The 19,341-nt window shown below is 73.0% G+C and carries 13 protein-coding genes and 1 pseudogene; 7 read left to right on the top strand and 7 right to left on the bottom strand.

The features are described 5' to 3' along the window. The first annotated feature begins 3 nt into the window (after positions 1–3). The 3 genes from OG802_RS27880 to OG802_RS27870 are packed head-to-tail and all read left to right on the top strand — an operon-like array spanning position 4 to position 2,461. Positions 4–816 carry an ABC transporter ATP-binding protein gene (locus OG802_RS27880; protein WP_329414812.1) on the top strand — a complete coding sequence of 271 codons (813 nt, stop codon included), beginning with the start codon at positions 4–6 and terminating at the stop codon, positions 814–816. Further along, positions 803–1,705: an ABC transporter permease gene (locus OG802_RS27875; RefSeq protein ID WP_329414811.1), complete on the top strand. Its 903-nt coding sequence runs from the start codon at positions 803–805 to the stop codon at positions 1,703–1,705. The genes OG802_RS27880 and OG802_RS27875 overlap by 14 nt, the downstream gene beginning before the upstream one ends. A gap of 6 nt (positions 1,706–1,711) precedes the next feature. Continuing rightward, a complete protein-coding gene (locus OG802_RS27870; protein WP_329414810.1) occupies positions 1,712–2,461 on the top strand; it encodes a sirohydrochlorin chelatase in 750 nt (249 codons plus the stop codon). 137 nt (positions 2,462–2,598) lie between these two features. On the opposite strand, the gene OG802_RS27865 is transcribed toward OG802_RS27870, so the two are convergent. Continuing rightward, positions 2,599–3,621 carry a ketopantoate reductase family protein gene (locus tag OG802_RS27865; protein ID WP_329414808.1) on the bottom strand — a complete coding sequence of 341 codons (1,023 nt, stop codon included), beginning with the start codon at positions 3,619–3,621 and terminating at the stop codon, positions 2,599–2,601. Between the two features lie 41 nt (positions 3,622–3,662). Continuing rightward, positions 3,663–4,211 (bottom strand): DUF1697 domain-containing protein, encoded by a 549-nt coding sequence (locus OG802_RS27860; protein WP_329414807.1) that lies wholly within the window; start codon positions 4,209–4,211, stop codon positions 3,663–3,665. A 394-nt stretch (positions 4,212–4,605) separates the two neighbouring features. Between OG802_RS27860 and OG802_RS27855 the strand changes: the two genes are divergently transcribed. Next, the gene (locus OG802_RS27855) at positions 4,606–6,873 is read left to right on the top strand and encodes an MMPL family transporter (RefSeq protein ID WP_329414806.1); all 2,268 of its coding nucleotides are present in this window, start codon (positions 4,606–4,608) and stop codon (positions 6,871–6,873) included. Positions 6,874–7,088: 215 nt separating this feature from the next. On the opposite strand, the pseudogene mgt reads toward OG802_RS27855, so the two are convergent. Then, positions 7,089–8,322: pseudogene (gene mgt, locus OG802_RS27850) on the bottom strand (macrolide-inactivating glycosyltransferase). Positions 8,323–8,661: 339 nt separating this feature from the next. Here mgt and OG802_RS27845 point away from each other — a divergent pair. Next, positions 8,662–9,525: a phosphotransferase enzyme family protein gene (locus tag OG802_RS27845; RefSeq protein ID WP_329414805.1), complete on the top strand. Its 864-nt coding sequence runs from the start codon at positions 8,662–8,664 to the stop codon at positions 9,523–9,525. A gap of 147 nt (positions 9,526–9,672) precedes the next feature. Here the strand turns inward: OG802_RS27845 and OG802_RS27840 are convergent, their stop codons facing one another. The 4 genes from OG802_RS27840 to OG802_RS27825 all read right to left on the bottom strand — a co-directional run bounded on the left by OG802_RS27840 (position 9,673) and on the right by OG802_RS27825 (position 14,184). After that, entirely contained in the window at positions 9,673–10,395 is a 723-nt protein-coding gene (locus OG802_RS27840) for a 3'-5' exonuclease (RefSeq protein WP_329414803.1), read from the bottom strand. A gap of 193 nt (positions 10,396–10,588) precedes the next feature. Next, positions 10,589–11,827 (bottom strand): SAV2148 family HEPN domain-containing protein, encoded by a 1,239-nt coding sequence (locus OG802_RS27835; protein ID WP_329417434.1) that lies wholly within the window; start codon positions 11,825–11,827, stop codon positions 10,589–10,591. A 102-nt stretch (positions 11,828–11,929) separates the two neighbouring features. Then, a complete protein-coding gene (locus OG802_RS27830) occupies positions 11,930–13,276 on the bottom strand; it encodes a copper amine oxidase (protein WP_329414802.1) in 1,347 nt (448 codons plus the stop codon). 77 nt (positions 13,277–13,353) lie between these two features. Further along, positions 13,354–14,184, bottom strand: coding sequence for a Tat pathway signal sequence domain protein (locus OG802_RS27825; RefSeq protein WP_329414800.1), 831 nt, complete (start codon positions 14,182–14,184; stop codon positions 13,354–13,356). Positions 14,185–14,372: 188 nt separating this feature from the next. Here OG802_RS27825 and glgX point away from each other — a divergent pair, with 188 nt between their 5' ends. Together glgX and treY are read left to right on the top strand one after the other, a co-directional pair. Continuing rightward, the gene (gene glgX, locus OG802_RS27820) at positions 14,373–16,490 is read left to right on the top strand and encodes a glycogen debranching protein GlgX (RefSeq protein WP_329414798.1); all 2,118 of its coding nucleotides are present in this window, start codon (positions 14,373–14,375) and stop codon (positions 16,488–16,490) included. Between the two features lie 188 nt (positions 16,491–16,678). Further along, a complete protein-coding gene (gene treY / locus OG802_RS27815; RefSeq protein WP_329414797.1) occupies positions 16,679–19,042 on the top strand; it encodes a malto-oligosyltrehalose synthase in 2,364 nt (787 codons plus the stop codon). Positions 19,043–19,341: the final 299 nt, after the last annotated feature.

Genomic DNA, 19,341 nt, shown 5'->3' with positions numbered 1-19,341 from the left:
CCGATGAGTTCCCAGGAGGTGACGACCATGGCCACGACCCTCGCCAAGGCCGCCGAGACCGTTGAGTCGGTGGAGTACGCGGCACGCCTCGAGCACGTCTCGAAGTCCTTCGCGGGACCGGGCGGGGAGCAGCTCGTCCTGGACGACATCACCCTCGATGTCGCGCCCGGCGAGTTCGTCACCCTCCTGGGGGCCTCGGGCTGCGGGAAGTCCACGCTGCTGAACCTGGTGGCGGGCCTCGACAGGCCGACCGCCGGGACCATCACCACGGACGGCCGTGCGGCGCTGATGTTCCAGGAGCACGCCCTCTTCCCGTGGCTGACGGCCGGAAAGAACATCGAACTCGCCCTGAAGCTGAGGGGGGTGGCGAAGCCGGACCGGCGCGACAAGGCCGAGGAACTGCTGGAGCTGGTCCGGCTGAAGGGCGCGCACGGCAAGCGGGTGCACGAGCTGTCCGGCGGCATGCGCCAGCGCGTGGCGATGGCCCGCGCGCTGGCACAGGAGAGCCGGCTGCTGCTGATGGACGAGCCGTTCGCGGCGCTGGACGCCATCACGCGGGACGTGCTGCACGACGAGCTGACCCGGATCTGGGAGGAGACGGGGCTGTCCGTCCTCTTCGTCACGCACAACGTGCGCGAGGCGGTCCGGCTCGCGCAGCGCGTCGTGCTGCTGTCCTCCCGGCCCGGCCGGGTGGCGCGCGAGTGGTCGGTGGACATCCCGCAGCCGCGCCGCATCGAGGACGCCCCCGTGGCGGAACTGTCCGTCGAGATCACCGAAGTCCTGCGTGGGGAGATCCGCCGTCATGGCCAGCACTGAGACGAACACGACGACGGCGGCGAAGCCGGCCGCCCACGCGCTGGACGGTGTGGAGGCGGGTCTCGACGCGCTGGACGTGGTCACCCCCGCGGGCCGTGTCCCCTTCCGGCGGACGTTCGTCGACAAGATCCTGCCGCCGCTCGTCGCGAGCGCGTTGCTGCTGGTCGTCTGGCAGATCACCTTCAAGGTGGTCGACGACCCGACGAAGCTGGTCTCGCCGCTGGACGTCTGGGCCACGCTGCGGGACGCCTGGCTCCGGGGCGAGCTGCTCGGCTACATCTGGACCAGCGTCTCGCGCGGTCTGCTCGGCTTCCTCTTCGCCCTCGCGATCGGCACTCCGCTGGGGCTGCTGGTGGCGCGGGTGAAGTTCGTGCGGGCGGCGATCGGACCGATCCTGTCGGGTCTGCAGTCGCTCCCGTCGGTGGCCTGGGTGCCGCCGGCCGTGCTGTGGCTGGGTCTGAACAACTCGATGATGTACGCGGTGATCCTGCTCGGGGCGGTGCCGTCCATCGCCAACGGGCTGGTGTCCGGCGTCGACCAGGTGCCGCCGTTGTTCCTGCGGGCCGGGCGCACCATGGGCGCGACGGGCCTGCGGGGCACCGTCCACATCACGCTGCCGGCCGCGCTGCCCGGCTATGTGGCGGGCCTGAAGCAGGGCTGGGCGTTCTCGTGGCGTTCGCTGATGGCGGCGGAGATCATCGCGTCGTTCCCCGATCTCGGCGTGGGCCTCGGCCAGTTGCTGGAGAACGGGCGCAACGCGAGCGACATGTCGATGGTGTTCGAGGCGATCCTGCTCATCCTGTTCGTCGGCATCGCCATCGACCTGCTGATCTTCAGCCCGCTGGAGCGGTGGGTGCTGCGCAGTCGCGGTCTGCTGGTGAAGGGCTGACGGGCCGTGTCCAGGAATCCGCTCTCTCCCGTTCTCGTGGTGATCGCCCACGGGAGCCGCGATCCGCGGCACGCGGCGACCGTCGACGCGCTCGTGCGGCGCGTGCGGTCCCTGCGGCCCGGGCTGCGGGTGGAGACCGGCTTCCTGGACTTCAACGTCCCGTCCGTGCAGGGGGTGCTGGAGTCGCTGGCCGCGGAGGGCGTGCGTGAGGTGGTGGCGCTGCCGCTGCTGCTGACCCGCGCGTTCCACGCGAAGGCGGACATCCCGGCGGTGCTGCGGGACGCGCCGTCGCGGCTGCGGATCCGGCAGGCCGAGGTGCTCGGCCCGTCCCCGCTGCTGCTGAGCGCCCTGGAACGGCGGTTGTACGAGGCGGGGTTGACGCCCGCCGACAAGTCCTCGACCGGGGTCGTCCTGGCCTCGGCGGGGTCCACGGACCCGGAGGCGATCGCAGTGATCGCAGCAATCGCGCGGGAGTGGCGGCGCACCGGTTGGTGTGCCGTGCGGCCTGCGTTCGCCTCCGCCTCCCTTCCGCGCACCGAGGACGCGGTCCGCGAGCTGCGCGAGCTGGGCTGCTCCCGGGTCGCGGTCGCCCCGTACGTCCTGGCTCCCGGCTTCCTGCCGGACCGCATCGCGCGGGGCGCGGCCGGGGCGGACGTCCTGGCCGATGTGCTCGGCCCGGCGCCGGAGGTGGCCCGGGTGCTGCTGGGGCGCTACGACTCGGCGCGCACGCCGCTGCGGGCGGCCGTCGGCGCCTGACCCGCCGGCGCCCACCCTCCTGTCCCACACCCGCGGGCCGCGTCCCGGCGCCGCGTCCCAGCGCCGCGTCCCAGCGCCGCGCCCCGGCCTCGCGACCGTCCCTTGCGACCGTCCCTTGCGATCGGCCGGGCGAGTCCTCAGCCGGTGCGGACGCCGGCGACGGCGTCGTCCGCCATGCGGACGAGCTGGCTCAGAGGGAGGGATCCCGGCGCCCTGCGCTCGCGGGCGAAGGCGTTCGCGAGCCGTTGCAGCAGTTCGTTCAGCGGGGTCGGCACGCCGTGCAGGCGGCCGAGGAGCACGATCTCGCCGTTGAGGTAGTCGGCCTCGATGCTGCCCGCGCCGCGGCTGAGGGACTGCCAGGAGGAGCCGCCGCCGCGCGGGACGCCGGGGAGCGGGACCAGGGTGACCTTGTCGCCGCGGGCCGCGCGCTGCTCTTCCGCGCCCGTGTACGCGATGCCGGCCGCGTCGAGCACGGCCGCGCCCTCCGCGCGCACCCGGTCGAACAGCGCCTCGCCAGCGGGGCCGGTGACCGGGCCGCTCACCGCTTCGAGGGCGTTGCCGAGGTTGGACAGCAGCTTGGCGTACTGCCAGCGGGCGACGTCGGGGACGGCCGGCGCCTCGAAGCGCGCCTTCTCCAGGTCGGCACAGATGCCGCGGGCGGTGTCGTCGACGCCGTGCGGGTGGCGGCCGAGGTGGAGGATGCCGGTGAGCGGGGCGCCGGCGGCGGAGACGACGCCGGGCTCCACGTGGGTCGAGGGCAGCCAGACGCAGACGGCGTAGACGTGCCGGAACCGGCGCAGGGCCATCCGGGGGCTCTCCACTCCGTTCTGGGCGCACACCAGCGGGAGCCGCTCGGCCGCCGTGCCCCCGCCCTCGACGGGGGCCGGGCCCCAGGTGTGCAGCGCCGCCTCGCTGTCCTGGGTCTTCACGGCGAGGACGAGGACGTCGTCGGCCCGCAGTGTGCCGAGTTCGTCCGGTCCGGCGACCACGGGCAGCCGGTGGGTCAGCTCGCCCTCCGGCACGCGGAGCCGCAGTCCGCCCTCGGCGAGCGCCGCCCGGTGCGCGCCGCGCGCGACGAGGACGACCTCCTGCCCGGACTCCGCGAGCCGCCCGCCGACCGTTCCGCCGATCGCCCCTGCCCCGATGATGATGTAGCGCATGGGACGAGCCTCGCACACCTGTGCCGGGGACCGCGACGCTCTCAGGCCCGCGTCATCTCCACCAGTTTGACGACGGTGTTCCAGTTCCGGGTGGTGGTGATCAGGCCCTTGGTGACGCGGGGCCTGGCCAGTTGCTCGGCCAGCCGGGAGCGGCCCAGTCCCTCCGGGGCGTACAGGTACAGGGCGCGGTCGCCGAGCCGGAACTCCTCGGGGAGGTGGGCGGCGCGGTCGATGCCCGCGTAGCGCTCCTCGTCGACGGGGGCGGAGCAGTAGGTGACGTGCAGTTGTTTCGCCGTCAGCTCGGCGGCCGGGAACGGGCAGGCGTCGGCGACGGCCTTCAGATAGGCGTGGTCGCGGACGATCACGCCGACGTCGAAGCCGAACCGCTCCGCGATCGCCGCCGTGAGGTCGGCCGCGAGGCTCTCCTCGTCGCCGTGCGCGCCGGCGAACACGGCCTGGCCGCTCTGCAGATGGGTGCGCACCTCGCCGTGGCCGAGACCCTCCATGAGGGCGCGCAGGTCGGCCATCGGGACCTTTCTGCTGCCGCCCACGTTGATGCCTCGCAACAGGGCGGCGTACGTCGTCGTCATCCGCCCACCCTAAGCGGCCGTCGTGCCCCGTGGGGGTGGGCACGACGGCCGCGTCCGGGGTGGGTGACCGGTAGGAGACTCTGGCCGATCCAGGGCCTGCGGATCCATATCCTGCGTACTTCTCCACACGTCTGTGACTTGTTCAACAAACTTGCGTATTCGTTCACTTCCACCGTCCGCGGCCGGCCTCACCCTGATCGCCGTCCCCGAGACCACCGGATAGATGTAAGGGACCACTGTCCTCCCCAGCGGTGAGACGGGGCGGTCCGACGGGAGGAGTCGGGGGCCCCGCACGTCACCGGGCAGCACGAGGAGATGGCTTTATCCAGCGCATACCTTCGAATCGGAAGGTGGCGGCAGGGGCTGCTACCGCATCACAAGGGGGCAGCCCGTCATGGTGAGCGGAGAAATACGGGTGCGGGGCATCGCCGCGCGGGCCGGCGGCTGGAGCGCCCGGCATCGATGGGCCGCGGTGGGCGTCTGGCTGCTGTTCGTCGTCCTGGCCATGGGGATCGGGTCGGCGGCGGGGACGGTCGACGTCAAGGAGAGCGACCAGCTCGGGGGCGAGACCCGCACGGCCGCCCGGATCGTCGAGGACGCGGGCATCGAGGAGCCGGCCAGTGAGACGGTCCTCATCCAGTCGAAGGACGGCTCCGTCAAGGCCACGGACCCCGAGTTCCGGGCCGCCGTCGCCGCCGTCGTCACGGCCGTCGGCAAGACCGGCGAGGCGACCGACGTGAGTTCGCCGTACGACACGAAGACGATCTCGAAGGACGGTCGCAGCGCGCTCGTCCAGTTCGACATGCGCGGCGACTCCGACACCGCGGGCGACCGGGTGGAGCCGGTGCTCAAGGCCGTGGACGCGGTCGGCAAGGAGCACTCCTCGCTGCGGATCGAGGAGATCGGCGGCGCCAGCATGGCGAAGACGTTCGACGACGCGTTCGGCGACGACTTCCAGCAGGCGGAGTACTCGGCCGTGCCCGTGGCGCTGGGCATCCTGCTGATCGCCTTCGGCGCGCTGGTCGCGGCGCTGCTGCCGGTGGCCCTGGCGATCACCGCGATCATGGCGACGACGGGCCTGATGAGCATCGTCAGCCATTTCCAGCCGATGGACGACACCGCCAGTTCGGTGATGCTGCTGGTGGGTCTGGCCGTGGGCGTCGACTACTGCCTGTTCTACCTGCGCCGTGAGCGTGAGGAGCGGGCGGCGGGACGCGACCCGGAGACCGCGCTCAGGATCGCCGCCGCCACCAGCGGCCGGGCCGTGATCGTCTCCGGCGTCACCGTGTGCGTGGCCATGGCGGGCATGCTGTTCACCGGGCTCGCCACGTTCGAGGCGATGGGCCTGGCCTCCCTGATGGTGGTCGCGGTCGCCATGGTCGGTTCGGTGACCGTGCTGCCGGCGCTGCTGTCGCTGCTCGGCGAGCGGGTGGAGAAGGGACGGATCCCGTTCCTGCACCCCGACCGGCGTCGCCGCAAGGCGGGCCGCGGACGCGGCGACGAGGGCAGCCGGTTCTGGAGCGCGGTGCTGAGGGTCGTCCTCGCCAGGCCCGCCGTCTCGCTGGTCGTCGCGGCCGGCGCGCTGCTCGCCATCGCCGCTCCGGCGGTCGGCATGAAGACGCAGAACCTCACCCTGGACCAGGAGTTCGGCGACTCGCTGCCCATCGTGCAGACCTACAACCGGGTCAACGACGCCTTCCCGGGCGGCTCCGAGCCGGCCGAGGTCATCGTCAAGGCTGCCGACATCAACGCCCCCGAGGTGAAGGCGGCGCTGGAGCAGTTCCGGCAGCGGGCGATCAGCTCGGGCGCCTCGCGCGGGCCGGTCGAGATCAAGCTGCACGACGCGCAGAACCTCGCCTACGTGTACGTGCCGCTGGTCGGCGGCTCGGACCTGGACAAGGCGGGGGCGAGCCTGGACAAGCTGCGCGACGAGGTGCGCCCCGCCACACTCGGCAAGGTCGACGGCGTGCAGGCTCCGATCACCGGACAGGTGGCCGGGTCGAACGACTTCAACGACCAGCTGGCCGGAGCCGTCGCGCCCGTCTTCGCGTTCGTCGTGGTCTTCGCCTTCCTGCTGATGCTGCTGTCCTTCCGGTCGCTGACGATCGCGATCACCTCGATCGTGCTCAACCTGCTGTCGGTGGGCGCGGCCTACGGCATCCTGGTGGCCGTCTTCCAGCACGGCTGGGGCGCTTCGCTGGTGGGGGCGGAGGGCGTCGGCGCCCTCATCACCTGGCTGCCCCTGTTCCTCTTCGTCATCCTCTTCGGCCTGTCGATGGACTACCACGTGTTCGTCGTCTCGCGGATCCGTGAGGCGCGGCTGCGGGGGCGTACGACGAACGAGGCCATCCGGCACGGTGTGGTCACCACGGCGGGCGTGGTCACCAGCGCCGCGGTCATCATGGTCGCCGTGTTCGCGATCTTCGGAACGCTGTCCATGCAGTCCATGAAGCAGATGGGCGTGGGCCTGGCGGCCGCGGTCCTGATCGACGCGACGGTCATCCGGGGCGTGCTGCTGCCGGCCGTGATGGCGCTGCTCGGTGAGCGCAACTGGTACCTGCCGAAGTGGCTGGGCTGGCTGCCCGACTTCACCCACGACGAGGCGCCGGAGCCGGTCGCCCCGGCGGCGCGCGACGACGAGGGCGAGCGCCTGCCGGTCTGACCCTGCCGAGGCCTCGCGCAACGAGGGCTCGCGCTGAACGAGGGCTCGCGGAACGAGGGCTCGTCGACCTCCCGGGGGAGTCGACGAGCCCTCACCTGTGTCCCCCGGCCGGCGTGTGGCCGGGGCACGGTCGGGGCGCGGTCGGGGCACGCACGGTTCGGCGCGGTGGAGCCGTGCGGGTCAGGGGGAGTCCGGCGCGGTGGAGGGCGTGCGGGTCAGGCGGGGAGTTCGGCCTCGATGAGGTCGGCGGCGCGCCGGGTGCCGCCCTCGTCCGCCATCTCGGCCTGGATGTCCTTGAGCCGCCGGGCGACCTCGGCGTCGCCGACGAGGGCCAGGGCCGCCGCCCGCAGGGCCTCGGCCGTCGCCTCCGCCGTGGGGATCTGCCGGGCCACTCCGAGGCCCTCCAGCACGTCGGCGTTGCCGAACTGGTCCACGGCCTGGGGTACGGCGATCATCGGCGTGGCGGTGGCCAGGCCTTCCTGGCTGCCGCCGGCGCCGGCGTGCGTCACGAACAGGTCCGCCTGCCGAAGGACCGCCAACTGCGGTACCCAGGCGTGGACTTCGACGGTGTCGGGCAGGTCACCCAGGACCGCGGGGTCGACGTGCCTGCCGATCTGGAGCACGAGGCGCCAGCCGGGCAGGTCCCCGAAGGCCCGCACGCACTCCCGGTAGAAGTCGGGCCGCTCGGTGAACGTCGAGCCCAGCGAGACGAGGACGACCCGGTCGGCGCCGGCGGGACGGGTCCACTCCCCCTCGGCCGCCCGGTCGCCCTGGCACGCGCCGACGAACGTGTACACGCTGCCGTCGACCCGGTCGGCGCAGGGCTGGAGCGCCCGGGGAATCAGCACGAGCGAGCGGGCGGGCCGGCCGACGAAGCGGTCGGGGTGCTCGGTGATCCCGTTCTCCTCCAGCCAGGCGTGGAAACGGGCGTAGTAGGCCCTGCCGCGCTCCGTCCGCCTCGGCTCGGCCCACATCGGCTCGGCGACCTCCTCCTCGTACCCCTCCCAGGCCACGAGGTTGGGCGAGAGGGAGATCGCGGGGACACCCCAGCGGTGGGCGAGGACGCGGGCCGGGTACGAGGTGATGTCGTGCAGCACCAGATCGGGCCGGTCCCCCTCGTAGGCCTCGCTCAGCCGGGGCAGCGCCTGGATCGCATCGGCCAGGAAGGGCTCCACGTGGTCGAGGAGGGTGCTGCCCCAGGCGGCGGGGTCGTCGTCGGGCGCGGGCAGGGTCGAGTGCCACGTCTTGACCTCGGCGCCGGTGGCGGCGACCTTCTCGGCGAAGACGGGCGGAATCGCGTAGGTCACCCGGTGGCCGCGCGCGACGAGTTCGCGGACGACTTCCAGGCTCGGGTTCACGTGGCCGTGCGCGGCGATGGAGAACATGGCGATGTGGGCGGGGCGACTGGTCATGCCATCGACCGTAAACGAGACGATACGTCTCGTGCAATCCGTTTACCGCGCCGGCCGCCGTGACGCGCTTCAGGCATGCCGGCCGTGTCCTTCCACTCGGCGCAGCCGCGCACGGACGGGGCGGGCTCCGGACGCGGAAGGCGCGGTACGCCGTCAACACACCGCGCGCGCGGAGCCGTCCGCACGAATGCGACACTGACCGTCGGACGGCCGGATCCGGACGCCGCCCGGTGCGCCGGACGCCGGGAGAGGCGATGCCGGGAGAGGCGACGCCGGGCGAGGCGACGCCGGGCGAGGCGACGCCGGGCGAGGCGACGCCGGGCGAGGCGACGCCGGGCGAGGCGACGCCGGGCGAGGAACGACACGGAGGCGGACGATGGACGAGGCACTTGCGCGCGACGCACTGGCCGCGGCGGGAGTGCTGCCCGGCCCGGCCACCGACGCGCGGCTGCTCGCCCTGGGCGAGAACGCGGTGTTCGCCGCGGGTGACCTGGTGGTGAAGGTGGGGCGCGACGCCGAGCTTCTCGACCGGGCCCGGCGCGAGCTGGACGTCGCCGCATGGCTCGCCGACGCGGGCGTCCCCGCGGTGCGCGCGGCCGCGCCGGAGCCGCTGCTGGCCGAGGGCCGCCCGGTGACGGTGTGGCACCGGCTGCCCGACCCGGTCCGTCCCGCCGGGCCGCGCGATCTGGCCGACCTGCTGCGCCTGCTCCACTCCTTGCCCGTCCCGCGGTTCGGGCTGCCGCCGCGCGACCTGCTGTCCGGGGTGGAACGCTGGCTGCGCCTCGCGGGCGACGCCGTCGACCCGGCGGACGCGGCGTATCTGCGTGAGCGCCGCGACGGCTTCGCGTCGGCCGCCGCCGCGCTCACCCCGCACCTGCCTCCCGGTCCGGTCCACGGGGACGCGCTGCCCCGCAATGTGCACGTCGGGCCCGACGGCCCCGTCCTGGTCGACCTGGAGACCGTCTCCGCCGATCTGCGCGAGCACGACCTGGTGGTGATGGCGCTCTCCCGCGACCGGTACGGCCTGCCCGCCGCGGAGTACGACGCGTTCACCGAGGCGTACGGCTGGGACGTGCGGGAGTGGGCGGGCTGCGAGGTCCTGCGGGGCGCCCGCGAGACCGCGAGCTGCGCCTGGGTCGCCCAGCACGCGCCCTCGAATCCCAAAGCGCTGGCCGAGTTCCGCCGCCGCGTGGCCTCGCTGCGGGACGGTGACGCAGGCGTGCGCTGGTACCCGTTCTGACCCGCCGCTTCTGACCCGCCGCTTCTGACCGGCCGCGCGCGATCCTCGGCCCGAGCCGCGCACACGACCGCCCCCGTGCCGATACGGGAGTGCGCGTGGTCGCCCCCTCAGCCTTAGGGGGTTGGAAGCCTCAGGGGGCTGGAGACGTCAGGCGGGTTTCGTGGCCGGTTCGCGCATCGGCCAGGCGCTGTCCACCACCGCGTCCGCGTCGCCCTTGCGGCGCAGGAAGTCCTGGAAGTCCGCCGCCCATTGCGCGTACCACTCGATCTGACGGCGGTGCAGCTCCGCCGGGCCGAGGGAGGCGACCTTGGGATGGCGGACGGCTATGGCGCAGGCGAGGCGGGCCGCGGCCAGGGCGTCCGCCGAGGCGTCGTGCGCGCGCTCCAGAGGGACGCCGTACTCGCCGCAGACCGCCTCGAGGTTGCGCTTGCCGCGCCGGTAGCGGTCCACCGAGCGGTCGATGGTGTACGGGTCGACGACCGGCGCCGGGTCGAGGCCGCCCAGCCGGTCGCTCAGCGAAGGCAGGCCGTGGCGGCGCAGCTCGGCGGAGAGGAGGGTGAGGTCGAAGGCGGCGTTGTAGGCCACGACCGGGACGCCGGTGCGCCAGTAGCCGGTGAGGACGTCCGCGAGGGCGTCCGCCACCCGGTCGGCGGGGGCGCCTTCGGCGGCGGCCCGCTCGTTGCTGATGCCGTGCACGGCGACCGCGTCGGCCGGGATCTCGACGCCCGGATCCGCCAGCCACTCGCGGTGGCCCAGGACCTGCCCGTCCCTGACCTCGATCACGGCTCCCGTGACGATGCGCGCCTCGCGCGGGTCCGTCCCGGTCGTCTCCAGGTCGAAGCCGATCAGCAGCTCCTGGTACCAGGCCATGATGGCCCCCCTTCTCGGTGGTGCTTTCCCCCAGTGGTCTCCACCCTCGCACGGGCCACTGACAATCCGAGGATCGCGTTCCGCACACGCGGCCCGGGGCCGCGCCCGGTCCGGGGACGAATCGCACGGACCGGATGGACCGGATGGACCGGATGGACCGGATGGACCGGACAGATCGGGTGGACCGGACGGATCAGGACACCGGTCGTGAATCGGCCCAGGCGAGCTCGAACTCCTCGCGATACGCCGCGAAGAGTCCGCCTTCTCCCACCTCGCCCGACTTGACCACCCGGTTGCCGCCGCGCAGCACCAGCACCGGCGCCTCCATTCCGCGCATCCGCCGCAGATAGGACTGGATCACGGCGATGCCGTCGGCGCCGTCGCCGTCGACGAGGTAGGCGGTGAAGCGGGGCGTCTCGTCGTACACCTGGATCTGGAAGGCGCCCGGGTCGCGCAGCCGGGCGCGGACCCGGCGCATGTGCAGGATGTTCATCTCCACGGCCCGGCTCAGTTCGCCGCGTTTCATGCCGAGTTCGCGCTCGCGGCGCTTGACCGCGCTGGAGGCGGGGTTGAGGAAGAGCAGCCGGACGCGGGCGCCGCCCTCGGCGAGGCGGACCAGCCGGCGGCCGGAGAAGTTCTGCACGAGCAGGTTGAGGCCGATGCCGATGGCGTCGATGCGGCGGGAGCCGTCGAAGATGTCCTCGGCGGGGAACTGGCGCAGCAGCCGCACCCGGTCGGTGTGGACGGCGACCACGTCCGCGTAGCGGTCGCCGACGAGGTCCTCGACGGCGTCCACGGGCAGTCTGCGCGCGGAGGGCACGTCGCCGCTGGTGCCGAGCATCTCCAGCAGTCGTGCGGAGGCCCGTTCGGCCTGGCTCAGCACGGCCTCGGACAGCGCGCGGTTGCGGGAGACGACGTTGCGGGTCACCTCCAGCTCGTCCAGGGCCAGTTCGACGTCGCGGCGGTCGTCGAAGTACGGCTCGAAGCAGGGCCAGTGCTGCACCATCAGCTCGCGCAGCTGGGGCAGGGTGAGGAAGGAGATGACGTTGTCGTCGGCCGGGTCGAGCAGATAGCCCTTGCGGCGGCTGACCTCGCGCACGGCGACGGCGCGCTGGACCCATTCCTGTCCGGCGGGTCCGGCCGCGGCGACGACCCACTCGTCGCCGTGCACGGGTTCGTAGATGGGCCGCAGCACGGCGGCCACCACGGCGCGCAGCCGCTGTTCGACGAGGTTCAGCCAGATGTAGGCCCGGCCGGCCCGCTGGGCGCGGACGCGGACCTCGCGCCAGGCGTCGGTGTCCCAGTCCAGCTCCGGACCGATGGCGTGCGTCTCCATCGGCCGGGCCAGGGACACCGTGCCGGTCGGGACGTCTGCGGAGCCCCCCTCGTGACCCTCGTCACCAGGGGGCAGCTCCAGCCCTCCCGAGCCCACCCGCGCACCGCCTTCCGCTCCCCCGAGCTCTCCCCGTGCCAACGATCAAGGAAGGGTACTCCGGGAGCGGCGGGCGGTGCAGCCGGATGGACAGGTCGTTTCTCAACTTCCGTTGCCGGGGCGACCGTTCTGTCCCGCGAGGGCGGGGGGTGTGAGCGGGTTCATGGCCGTGACGTCCCTGGGGACCAGGGAGAAGCCCTGCCAGTGGACCGGCATGGGCTGCTGGTCCTCGTCGCGCGCGATGTGGTGGAAGCCCACGTTCACCCAGGCCACCGGGTGGGTGAGGGGCTGGCCGTCCACCCACTTGTCGACGGAGTAACCGTGCAGCGGGGACCCGCAGTTGCGCACGTTGTTGCTGGCGTACTGCTCGCACTGGTTGTACTCGGTGAAGTAGACGTCGTGCCGGGTGAAGGGGCGTCCGGAGTACTTGGTGGTGGCGCCGGGGACGAACTCGTAGGAGCGGGGGTGCCCGTCCTTGTTCTTGCCGGTGGCGCTGACCACGCGCCACCAGCGCATGGTGGCCGCGTCGCCCGCGAGTTCCTTGCCGACGACCGTGCGCGTGGTCTTGGCGGTCGGGCCCTGGTCCGAGCCGGCGGGCGGGCTGACGACCGAGTCGTACTGCTCGACCTTGGCGGCGGAGTTGCCGTCGAGGCCGAAGTCGAGCCGCCAGAAGACGTTGTGGCTGTGGCTGGTGGCGTAGGCCTTGGCGCCCTTGCCGAGGGGCCAGCCGCGGCCGTCGCCGGCGTCGTAGTCGACGGGCGAGAGGCTGCCGGTGGCGCCGATGTTCATGTTGATCGCGCCGTCGTCGGAGAAGCGCCACTCGGTGATGTACTCGTACCAGCCGACCTTGTTGACGGTGTAGACGAGCAGGTCCTTGCCCTGGGCCTGGAAGACCTTGTTGCCCGTGTCGGCCTCCATGCGGTAGGCGTGGCCCCGCGCGCGCGTGGTGGTGCACAGGCCCTTGACGTTCGGGTTGTCGGAGAACGACTCGGGGACCTTCACCGTCTTGATGGTGCCGCCGGGGCACTCGGCGGGCGCCATGTTCACCAGGCCGGAGCCGAAGTTGTAGTCGGTGATGTCGTTGTACTCGTTCGTGCCGTCGTCGTAGGGCACGTGGATCTGGGCGATCTTGGCGCTGTTGAGGACTCTGATCGGCTTGGGCTCGCCGGGCGGCTGGTAGGAGATCTTCTCCAGGACCAGGCCGGACTTGGACTCGAAGCGCCAGCACATGCGCCAGGTGGTGCCGGTGGAGAGCTTCTGCTCGATGCGGTAGGCGGCGCTGCAGTCGGCCGCCGCCGCGGGAGCGGTCTTGGGCCGGGCGGCGGCCGGGCCGGCCCCGGCGGCCGCGCCTGCGGCCAGGGCGGCCACCGAGAGGCCGACGAGGGCTCCCTTGCGGACACGGCTGACGCCCCGCGGCCGGAGGCCGCCGATCGGATCGGGAACGCGCATGAGGACACGACTCCTTTGCCTCCCCGCGTGGGAGACACGTCGGAAAACGGAACTGGGAGGTGGTACCGCGGGCCGGTTCAGCGGGTGAGCCGGGCGACCTTGCCGGTGCTGAGGTCGACGATCAGGGACCGGGTGTCGATCCACGGACCGTTCCTGACCTTCGTCAGCAGCCGCGCGCAGCGGTGCTCCCCGCACGTGTCGAGGACGGCGGGCTCGGCGCCCGGCACCGCCCGGTAGACCATGCTGGCGAGTTGCAGCTGGGCCGGGGAGGTGAGCGCCTTGCCGGTGGCGTCCTTGTAGTCGGCCCTGAGGCCCGCGCCGAGCGGGTCGGCGATCAGCAGCCGGGCGACCTCGGTCTGCTCGGCGGGGCCGAGCGGCGGCTGGACGCCGTGCTGGACGCCGGTGGCCTCGAGCTTTCCGGTGTCGAGGTTGACGGTCCTGGTCAGCAGGGTGTCGTTGCGGTAGTCGTAGAACGACACCTCCGCCCGCCGCGGTGCGTTCGGATCGTCCACCTCGTCGGCCCGGGGCTCGGCGAGGTCCACGCCGAGACGCTGGGGGCCGCGGTCGCCGTCCACGTCCTGGGCGGCGTTGAACTGCTGCCGGCTGAGCGCGATGCGCTCCACGCGCGCGGTCTCGTCGTCGGTCAACGGGTCGCGGCCGTGGCCGCGGTCGCCCTCGGCGGGCGCCCCTTCGACGACGCCGGGCGCGACGCCCCCCGCCGCCCCGGCCCGCTGCCGGTCTGCCGTCCGCGCGGCGTTCCGTCCGGCGCCCTGCCCTGTCGCGCCTCCCTTGTCGTCCGCCCCCGCCGTGCCCGGCAGGGTGATCCCCACCATCACGGCTGTCGCGGCCACCGCAATGGCCGTCCCCGCCACCACCTTGCCCAGGTGGCGGCGCACCGTAGTGCGCACAATCTCCCCCTACTCCCCCTGCTGCGCGGGAGTACGTCTGCCCCACCGGTTCGGCACACGTCATATGTCGGCGTATGCACTGGTCATTTGGTAAGAGGGGCGTAAGTCACAGGTGGTTCCCTCACTTTCCTGGAGACTCGAACCCGAGCCGCCCCCACCGGGGCCCGACACCTGAAAGAGTCGTGTCCATGCAGGTCTGGCCTGGAGAGGCGTATCCACTCGGTGCCACGTACGACGGCGCCGGCACGAACTTCGCGGTCTTCACGGAGGCCGCGGACCGAGTAGAGCTGTGTCTGTTGCACGACGACGGCTCGGAGACGGCGGTGGAACTGCGCGAGAGCGACGCGTTCGTCCGGCACGCGTACGTGCCCGGCATCATGCCGGGGCAGCGCTACGGCTTTCGCGTGCACGGCCCGTACGACCCCGGTCGCGGGCTGCGCTGCAACTCGGCGAAGCTGCTGCTCGACCCGTACGCGAAGGCGGTCAGCGGGTCCGTGCGATGGGGCGAGGAGGTGTACGGGTACCACTTCGACGACCCCGAACGGCGCAACGACCTCGACTCCGCCCCGCACACGATGACGTCGGTCGTGGTGAACCCCTACTTCGACTGGGGAGACGACCGCAGCCCCCGTACGGAGTACCACCGCACGGTGATCTACGAGGCGCACGTCAAGGGCCTGACGATGCGCCATCCGGGGCTGCCCGAGGAGCTGCGCGGCACCTACGCGGCGCTGGCGCACCCGGCGGTCCTCGAGCATCTGACGGAGCTGGGGGTGACGGCCCTGGAGATGATGCCGGTGCACCAGTTCGTCAACGACCACCGGCTGGTCGACATGGGCCTGAACAACTACTGGGGCTACAACACGATCGGCTTCTTCGCGCCGCACAACGCGTACGCCTCCTGGGGCGACCGGGGCCAGCAGGTGCTGGAGTTCAAGTCGGCGGTGCGGGCGCTGCACGAGGCGGGCATCGAGGTCATCCTCGACGTGGTCTACAACCACACCGCCGAGGGCAACCACCTGGGTCCCACGCTGTCCTTCAAGGGGATCGACAATCCGTCGTACTACCGGCTGACGGACGACCCGCGCTACTACATGGACACGACGGGGACCGGCAACTCGCTGCTCATGCGGTCCCCGCACGTCCTTCAGATGATCATGGACTCGCTGCGGTACTGGGTCCTGGAGATGCACGTCGACGGGTTCCGCTTCGACCTCGCGGCGACCCTGGCCCGCCAGTTCCACGAGGTGGACCGGTTGTCGTCGTTCTTCGACCTGGTCCAGCAGGATCCGGTGGTGTCCCAGGTGAAGCTGATCGCGGAGCCGTGGGACGTCGGCGAGGGCGGCTACCAGGTGGGGAACTTCCCGCCCCTGTGGACGGAGTGGAACGGCAAGTACCGCGACACGGTGCGCGACGTGTGGCGTGGCGAGGCGCGCGCGGTCGGCGAGTTCGCCTCCCGGCTGACCGGCTCCTCCGACCTCTACCAGGACGACGGACGGCGGCCGCTGGCCTCCATCAACTTCGTGACCTGCCACGACGGCTTCACCCTGCGCGACCTGGTTTCCTACGACGACAAGCACAACGAGGCCAACGGGGAGGACAACCGGGACGGCGAGAGCCACAACCGGTCCTGGAACTGCGGCGTCGAGGGCGAGACCGACGATCCCGGGGTGCTGGGGCTGCGGGCCCGGCAGATGCGCAACTTCATCGCCACGCTGATGCTGTCCCAGGGCGTGCCCATGATCAGTCACGGGGACGAGTTCGGGCGCACCCAGCAGGGCAACAACAACGCGTACTGCCAGGACAGCGAGCTGGCCTGGGTCGAGTGGCCCGAGGCCGAGGGCCCCGGCGCCGAGCTGCTGGAGTTCACCCGCGCGCTGGTGGGGCTGCGCAAGGAGCACCCCGTCTTCCGGCGGCGGCGCTTCTTCCACGGCCGTCCGGTGGAGGGCACTCACGGCGAGCTGTCGGACATCGCCTGGTTCACGCCGGAGGGGGAGGAGATGGGGCCCCGGGACTGGGACCGGGCGCAGGCGTCCGCGCTGTCGGTGTTCCTCAACGGCAACGCGATCTCCGAACCGGGCGCGCGCGGCGAACGGATCACCGACGACTCCTTCCTGCTGATGTTCAACGCCACCGCCCGCCCGCTGGAGTTCGTGGTCCCGGTCGACCTCGGACGGCAGTGGAAGGTGGTCGTCGACACGGCGGACCCGCAGGCCGTCGCGGCCGACGCGGGCCCCGAGCTGCGGGCCGGGGCCCGGCTGACGCTGGTCGACCGCAGCATGACGGTGCTCCAGCGCCCGACGTAGGGCCCCGACGGCCCGTCTTCGCCTCGTCCCGTCGCGCGGGAGCGACGCCCGGCCCCCCGTCCCGGTCCCGGTCCCGCGCGGTGGGGCCGGGGCGCGGACGGGACGAGACGGACGGGACGGGCGGACGGGCCCGACCCGTCCGGCGGGGGTGTGACACGAAACCCCACGAGGCGGGTACGTAGGTGGTCATGACCCCTGAGCGACGTGCCGCCCCGACTCCCGTGACGCCCACGGCCACCTACCGGCTGCAACTACAGCCCGCGTTCCCGTTCGCGGCCGCTGCGGCGGCCGTGCCCTACCTGGCCTCGCTGGGGGTCTCGCATCTGCATCTGTCCCCGGTCCTGGAGGCGGTGCCGGGCTCCCTGCACGGCTACGACGTCGTGGACCCCGCGCGCGTGCGGGAGGAACTGGGCGGCGAGGACGGCCTGCGGGCGCTCGCGGACACCGCGCGCGAGCACGGCCTCGGGCTGGTCGTGGACATCGTGCCGAACCACATGGCGATGACCCCGCGCCACAACCGCGCCCTGTGGGAGACGCTGCGCGAGGGCCCGCGGTCGCCGTACGCGCGCTGGTTCGACGTCGACTGGGAGGCGCAGGACGGCCGGATGCTGGTCCCGGTGCTGGGCGGCCCGGCCGGCGCGGAGCTGGAGCACCTGCGCGTCGACGGCGACGTGCTGCGCTACCACGACCACGCGTTCCCGCTGCGCGAGGGCACCGCGGAACTGCCGCTGCCGCGGCTCCTGGACGCGCAGTGGTACCGGCTGGCGTGGTGGCGGCTGGCCCGCACCGAACTGAACTACCGGCGCTTCTTCAGCGTCTCGGAGCTGATCGGGGTGCGGGTGGAGGACCCGGAGGTGTTCGAGGCCACCCACGGCACGATCCTGCGCCTGGTGCGGGAGGGGGTGATCGACGGACTGCGCGTGGACCACCCCGACGGCCTCGCCGACCCCGACGCCTACCTGGAGCGGCTGCACACGGCGAGCGGCGGCCGCTGGACGGTCGTCGAGAAGATCCTCGCCGACGGCGAGCGGCTCCCGCACTCCTGGCCCGTCGCCGGAACCACCGGCTACGACGCCCTGCGCCGCGTCGACGGCCTCTTCACCGACCCGGAGGGAGCGCGGGAGCTCCTGGACCGCTACCGGGACTTCGCGGCCCCCCAGGCGGACCGCGGGGGCGACTGGGCGGCCACCGTGCGGCGCGCCGCGTACGCGGTGATCGGCCACGAGCTGGCGGCCGAGACGGACCGGCTGACCCGCACGGCGTCCCGGGTGTGCACGGACCCGGAGGATCCCGCGCTGCGCGACCGGGCGCCCTGGGCGCTGCGCACGGCGCTGACGGAGCTGCTCGTGCGGATGGAGGTCTACCGGCCCTACACCTCGGGCGACCCCGCGGCCGTCGTGACCGAGGAGGCGGCGGAGCAGGCCCGGCAGGCGTTCGCGGTGCCGCAGGAGGCGGAGGCGGTCGACGCGGTGCGTGCGGTGGTGCTGGGCGGGGAGGGCCCGCGCGGGGCGGAGCTGCGCGCGCGGTTCGCCCAGACGTCGTCCGCGCTGCGCGCCAAGTCGGTGGAGGACACGGCCTTCTACCGCTATGTGCCGCTGCTGGCGGCCAACGAGGTGGGCGGCGATCCGGGCGCCCCGGGCGTGTCGACGGCCGCCTTCCACGCGTACTGCGCGCGCGTGCAGCGCGACTGGCCGGTCACGGGGACGGTCGTCTCGACGCACGACACCAAGCGCAGCGCCGACGTGCGCGCCGCGCTGGCCGTGCTCACCGAGTGCCCGCGGCGCTGGGCGGACCTCCTGGACGAGGTCACGGGCGCGCCGCAGGACGTTCCCGACCTCCAGCTGGCGTGGGCGGCCTGGCAGACGGTCTTCGGGCTCGGACCCGCGGCCCCCGAGCGCGTCCAGGAGGCACTGCTCAAGCACGCGCGCGAGGCGGGGCTCCACACCACCTGGACGGAGCAGGATCCGGAGTACGAGAAGGCGCTGGCCGCGTTCCTGGCCGCGGGGCCGTGCGGGGCGCCGGGCGAGCGGGTGGCCGCGCTGCGCGACGCGCTGGCGCCGCACATCCGGGCGAACGTGCTGGGCACGGCCCTGGTGCAGCTGACGATGCCGGGGGTGCCGGACGTCTACCAGGGCACGGAGAGCGAGTACCGGGCGCTGGTGGACCCGGACAACCGGCGTCCGGTGCGGTTCCCGCCCGAGGACCCGGGCGTCAAGGGCGCGCTGACCGCGGCCGCGCTGCGGCTCCGTCGGCGGCGGCCGGAGGCCTTCGGTGAGGCCGCCACGTACGAGCCGCTGTCCGCCGAGGGGCCGGCCGCGGACCACTGCGTGGCGTTCGCGCGCTCCGGCCGGGTCGTCACCGCCGTGACACGGCTGTCGCTGCGGCTGTCCCGCGCGGGAGGCTGGCGCGAGGAACGGCTGACGCTGCCTCCGGGCCGGTGGGTCGACGTGCTGTCCGGACAGGACGGCCCGGCACGGGAGTTCACGGGGCACACGCGCGTGGCGGACCTGTTCGCACGCCTGCCGGTGGCGCTGCTGGAACGCGCGGAGTGACCCGGCGTGAGCCCGCGCGGCAGCCCTTGGGCCCGAGCGGGCTTGCGACGACCTTTCGCGACCCCGGCGGTGAGCCTCGGCGCGCCGCAGGCGGCGGAGGTTACGGGCGCGGTCGGGGTGAGCGGGGTGAGGGGCGCGGTCGGGGTGAGGGGCGTGTGTGAGCGGGGTGAGGGGCGTGAGCGGCGTCGCCGCCGCGGGCGTCCCGGTCCGGGCGGGGCGTGGGCGTCCGCGGGCCGTGTCGCGCGGTGGCGACGGCTCCCGTCGTCGCCGTCGGCGCGCGCGCATCCGAGCGCCCCCCG

The sequence above is a fragment of the Streptomyces sp. NBC_00704 genome (genome assembly GCF_036226605.1).
Taxonomy (GTDB): domain Bacteria; phylum Actinomycetota; class Actinomycetes; order Streptomycetales; family Streptomycetaceae; genus Streptomyces.
This window is presented reverse-complemented; position numbering and strand designations above follow the sequence as displayed.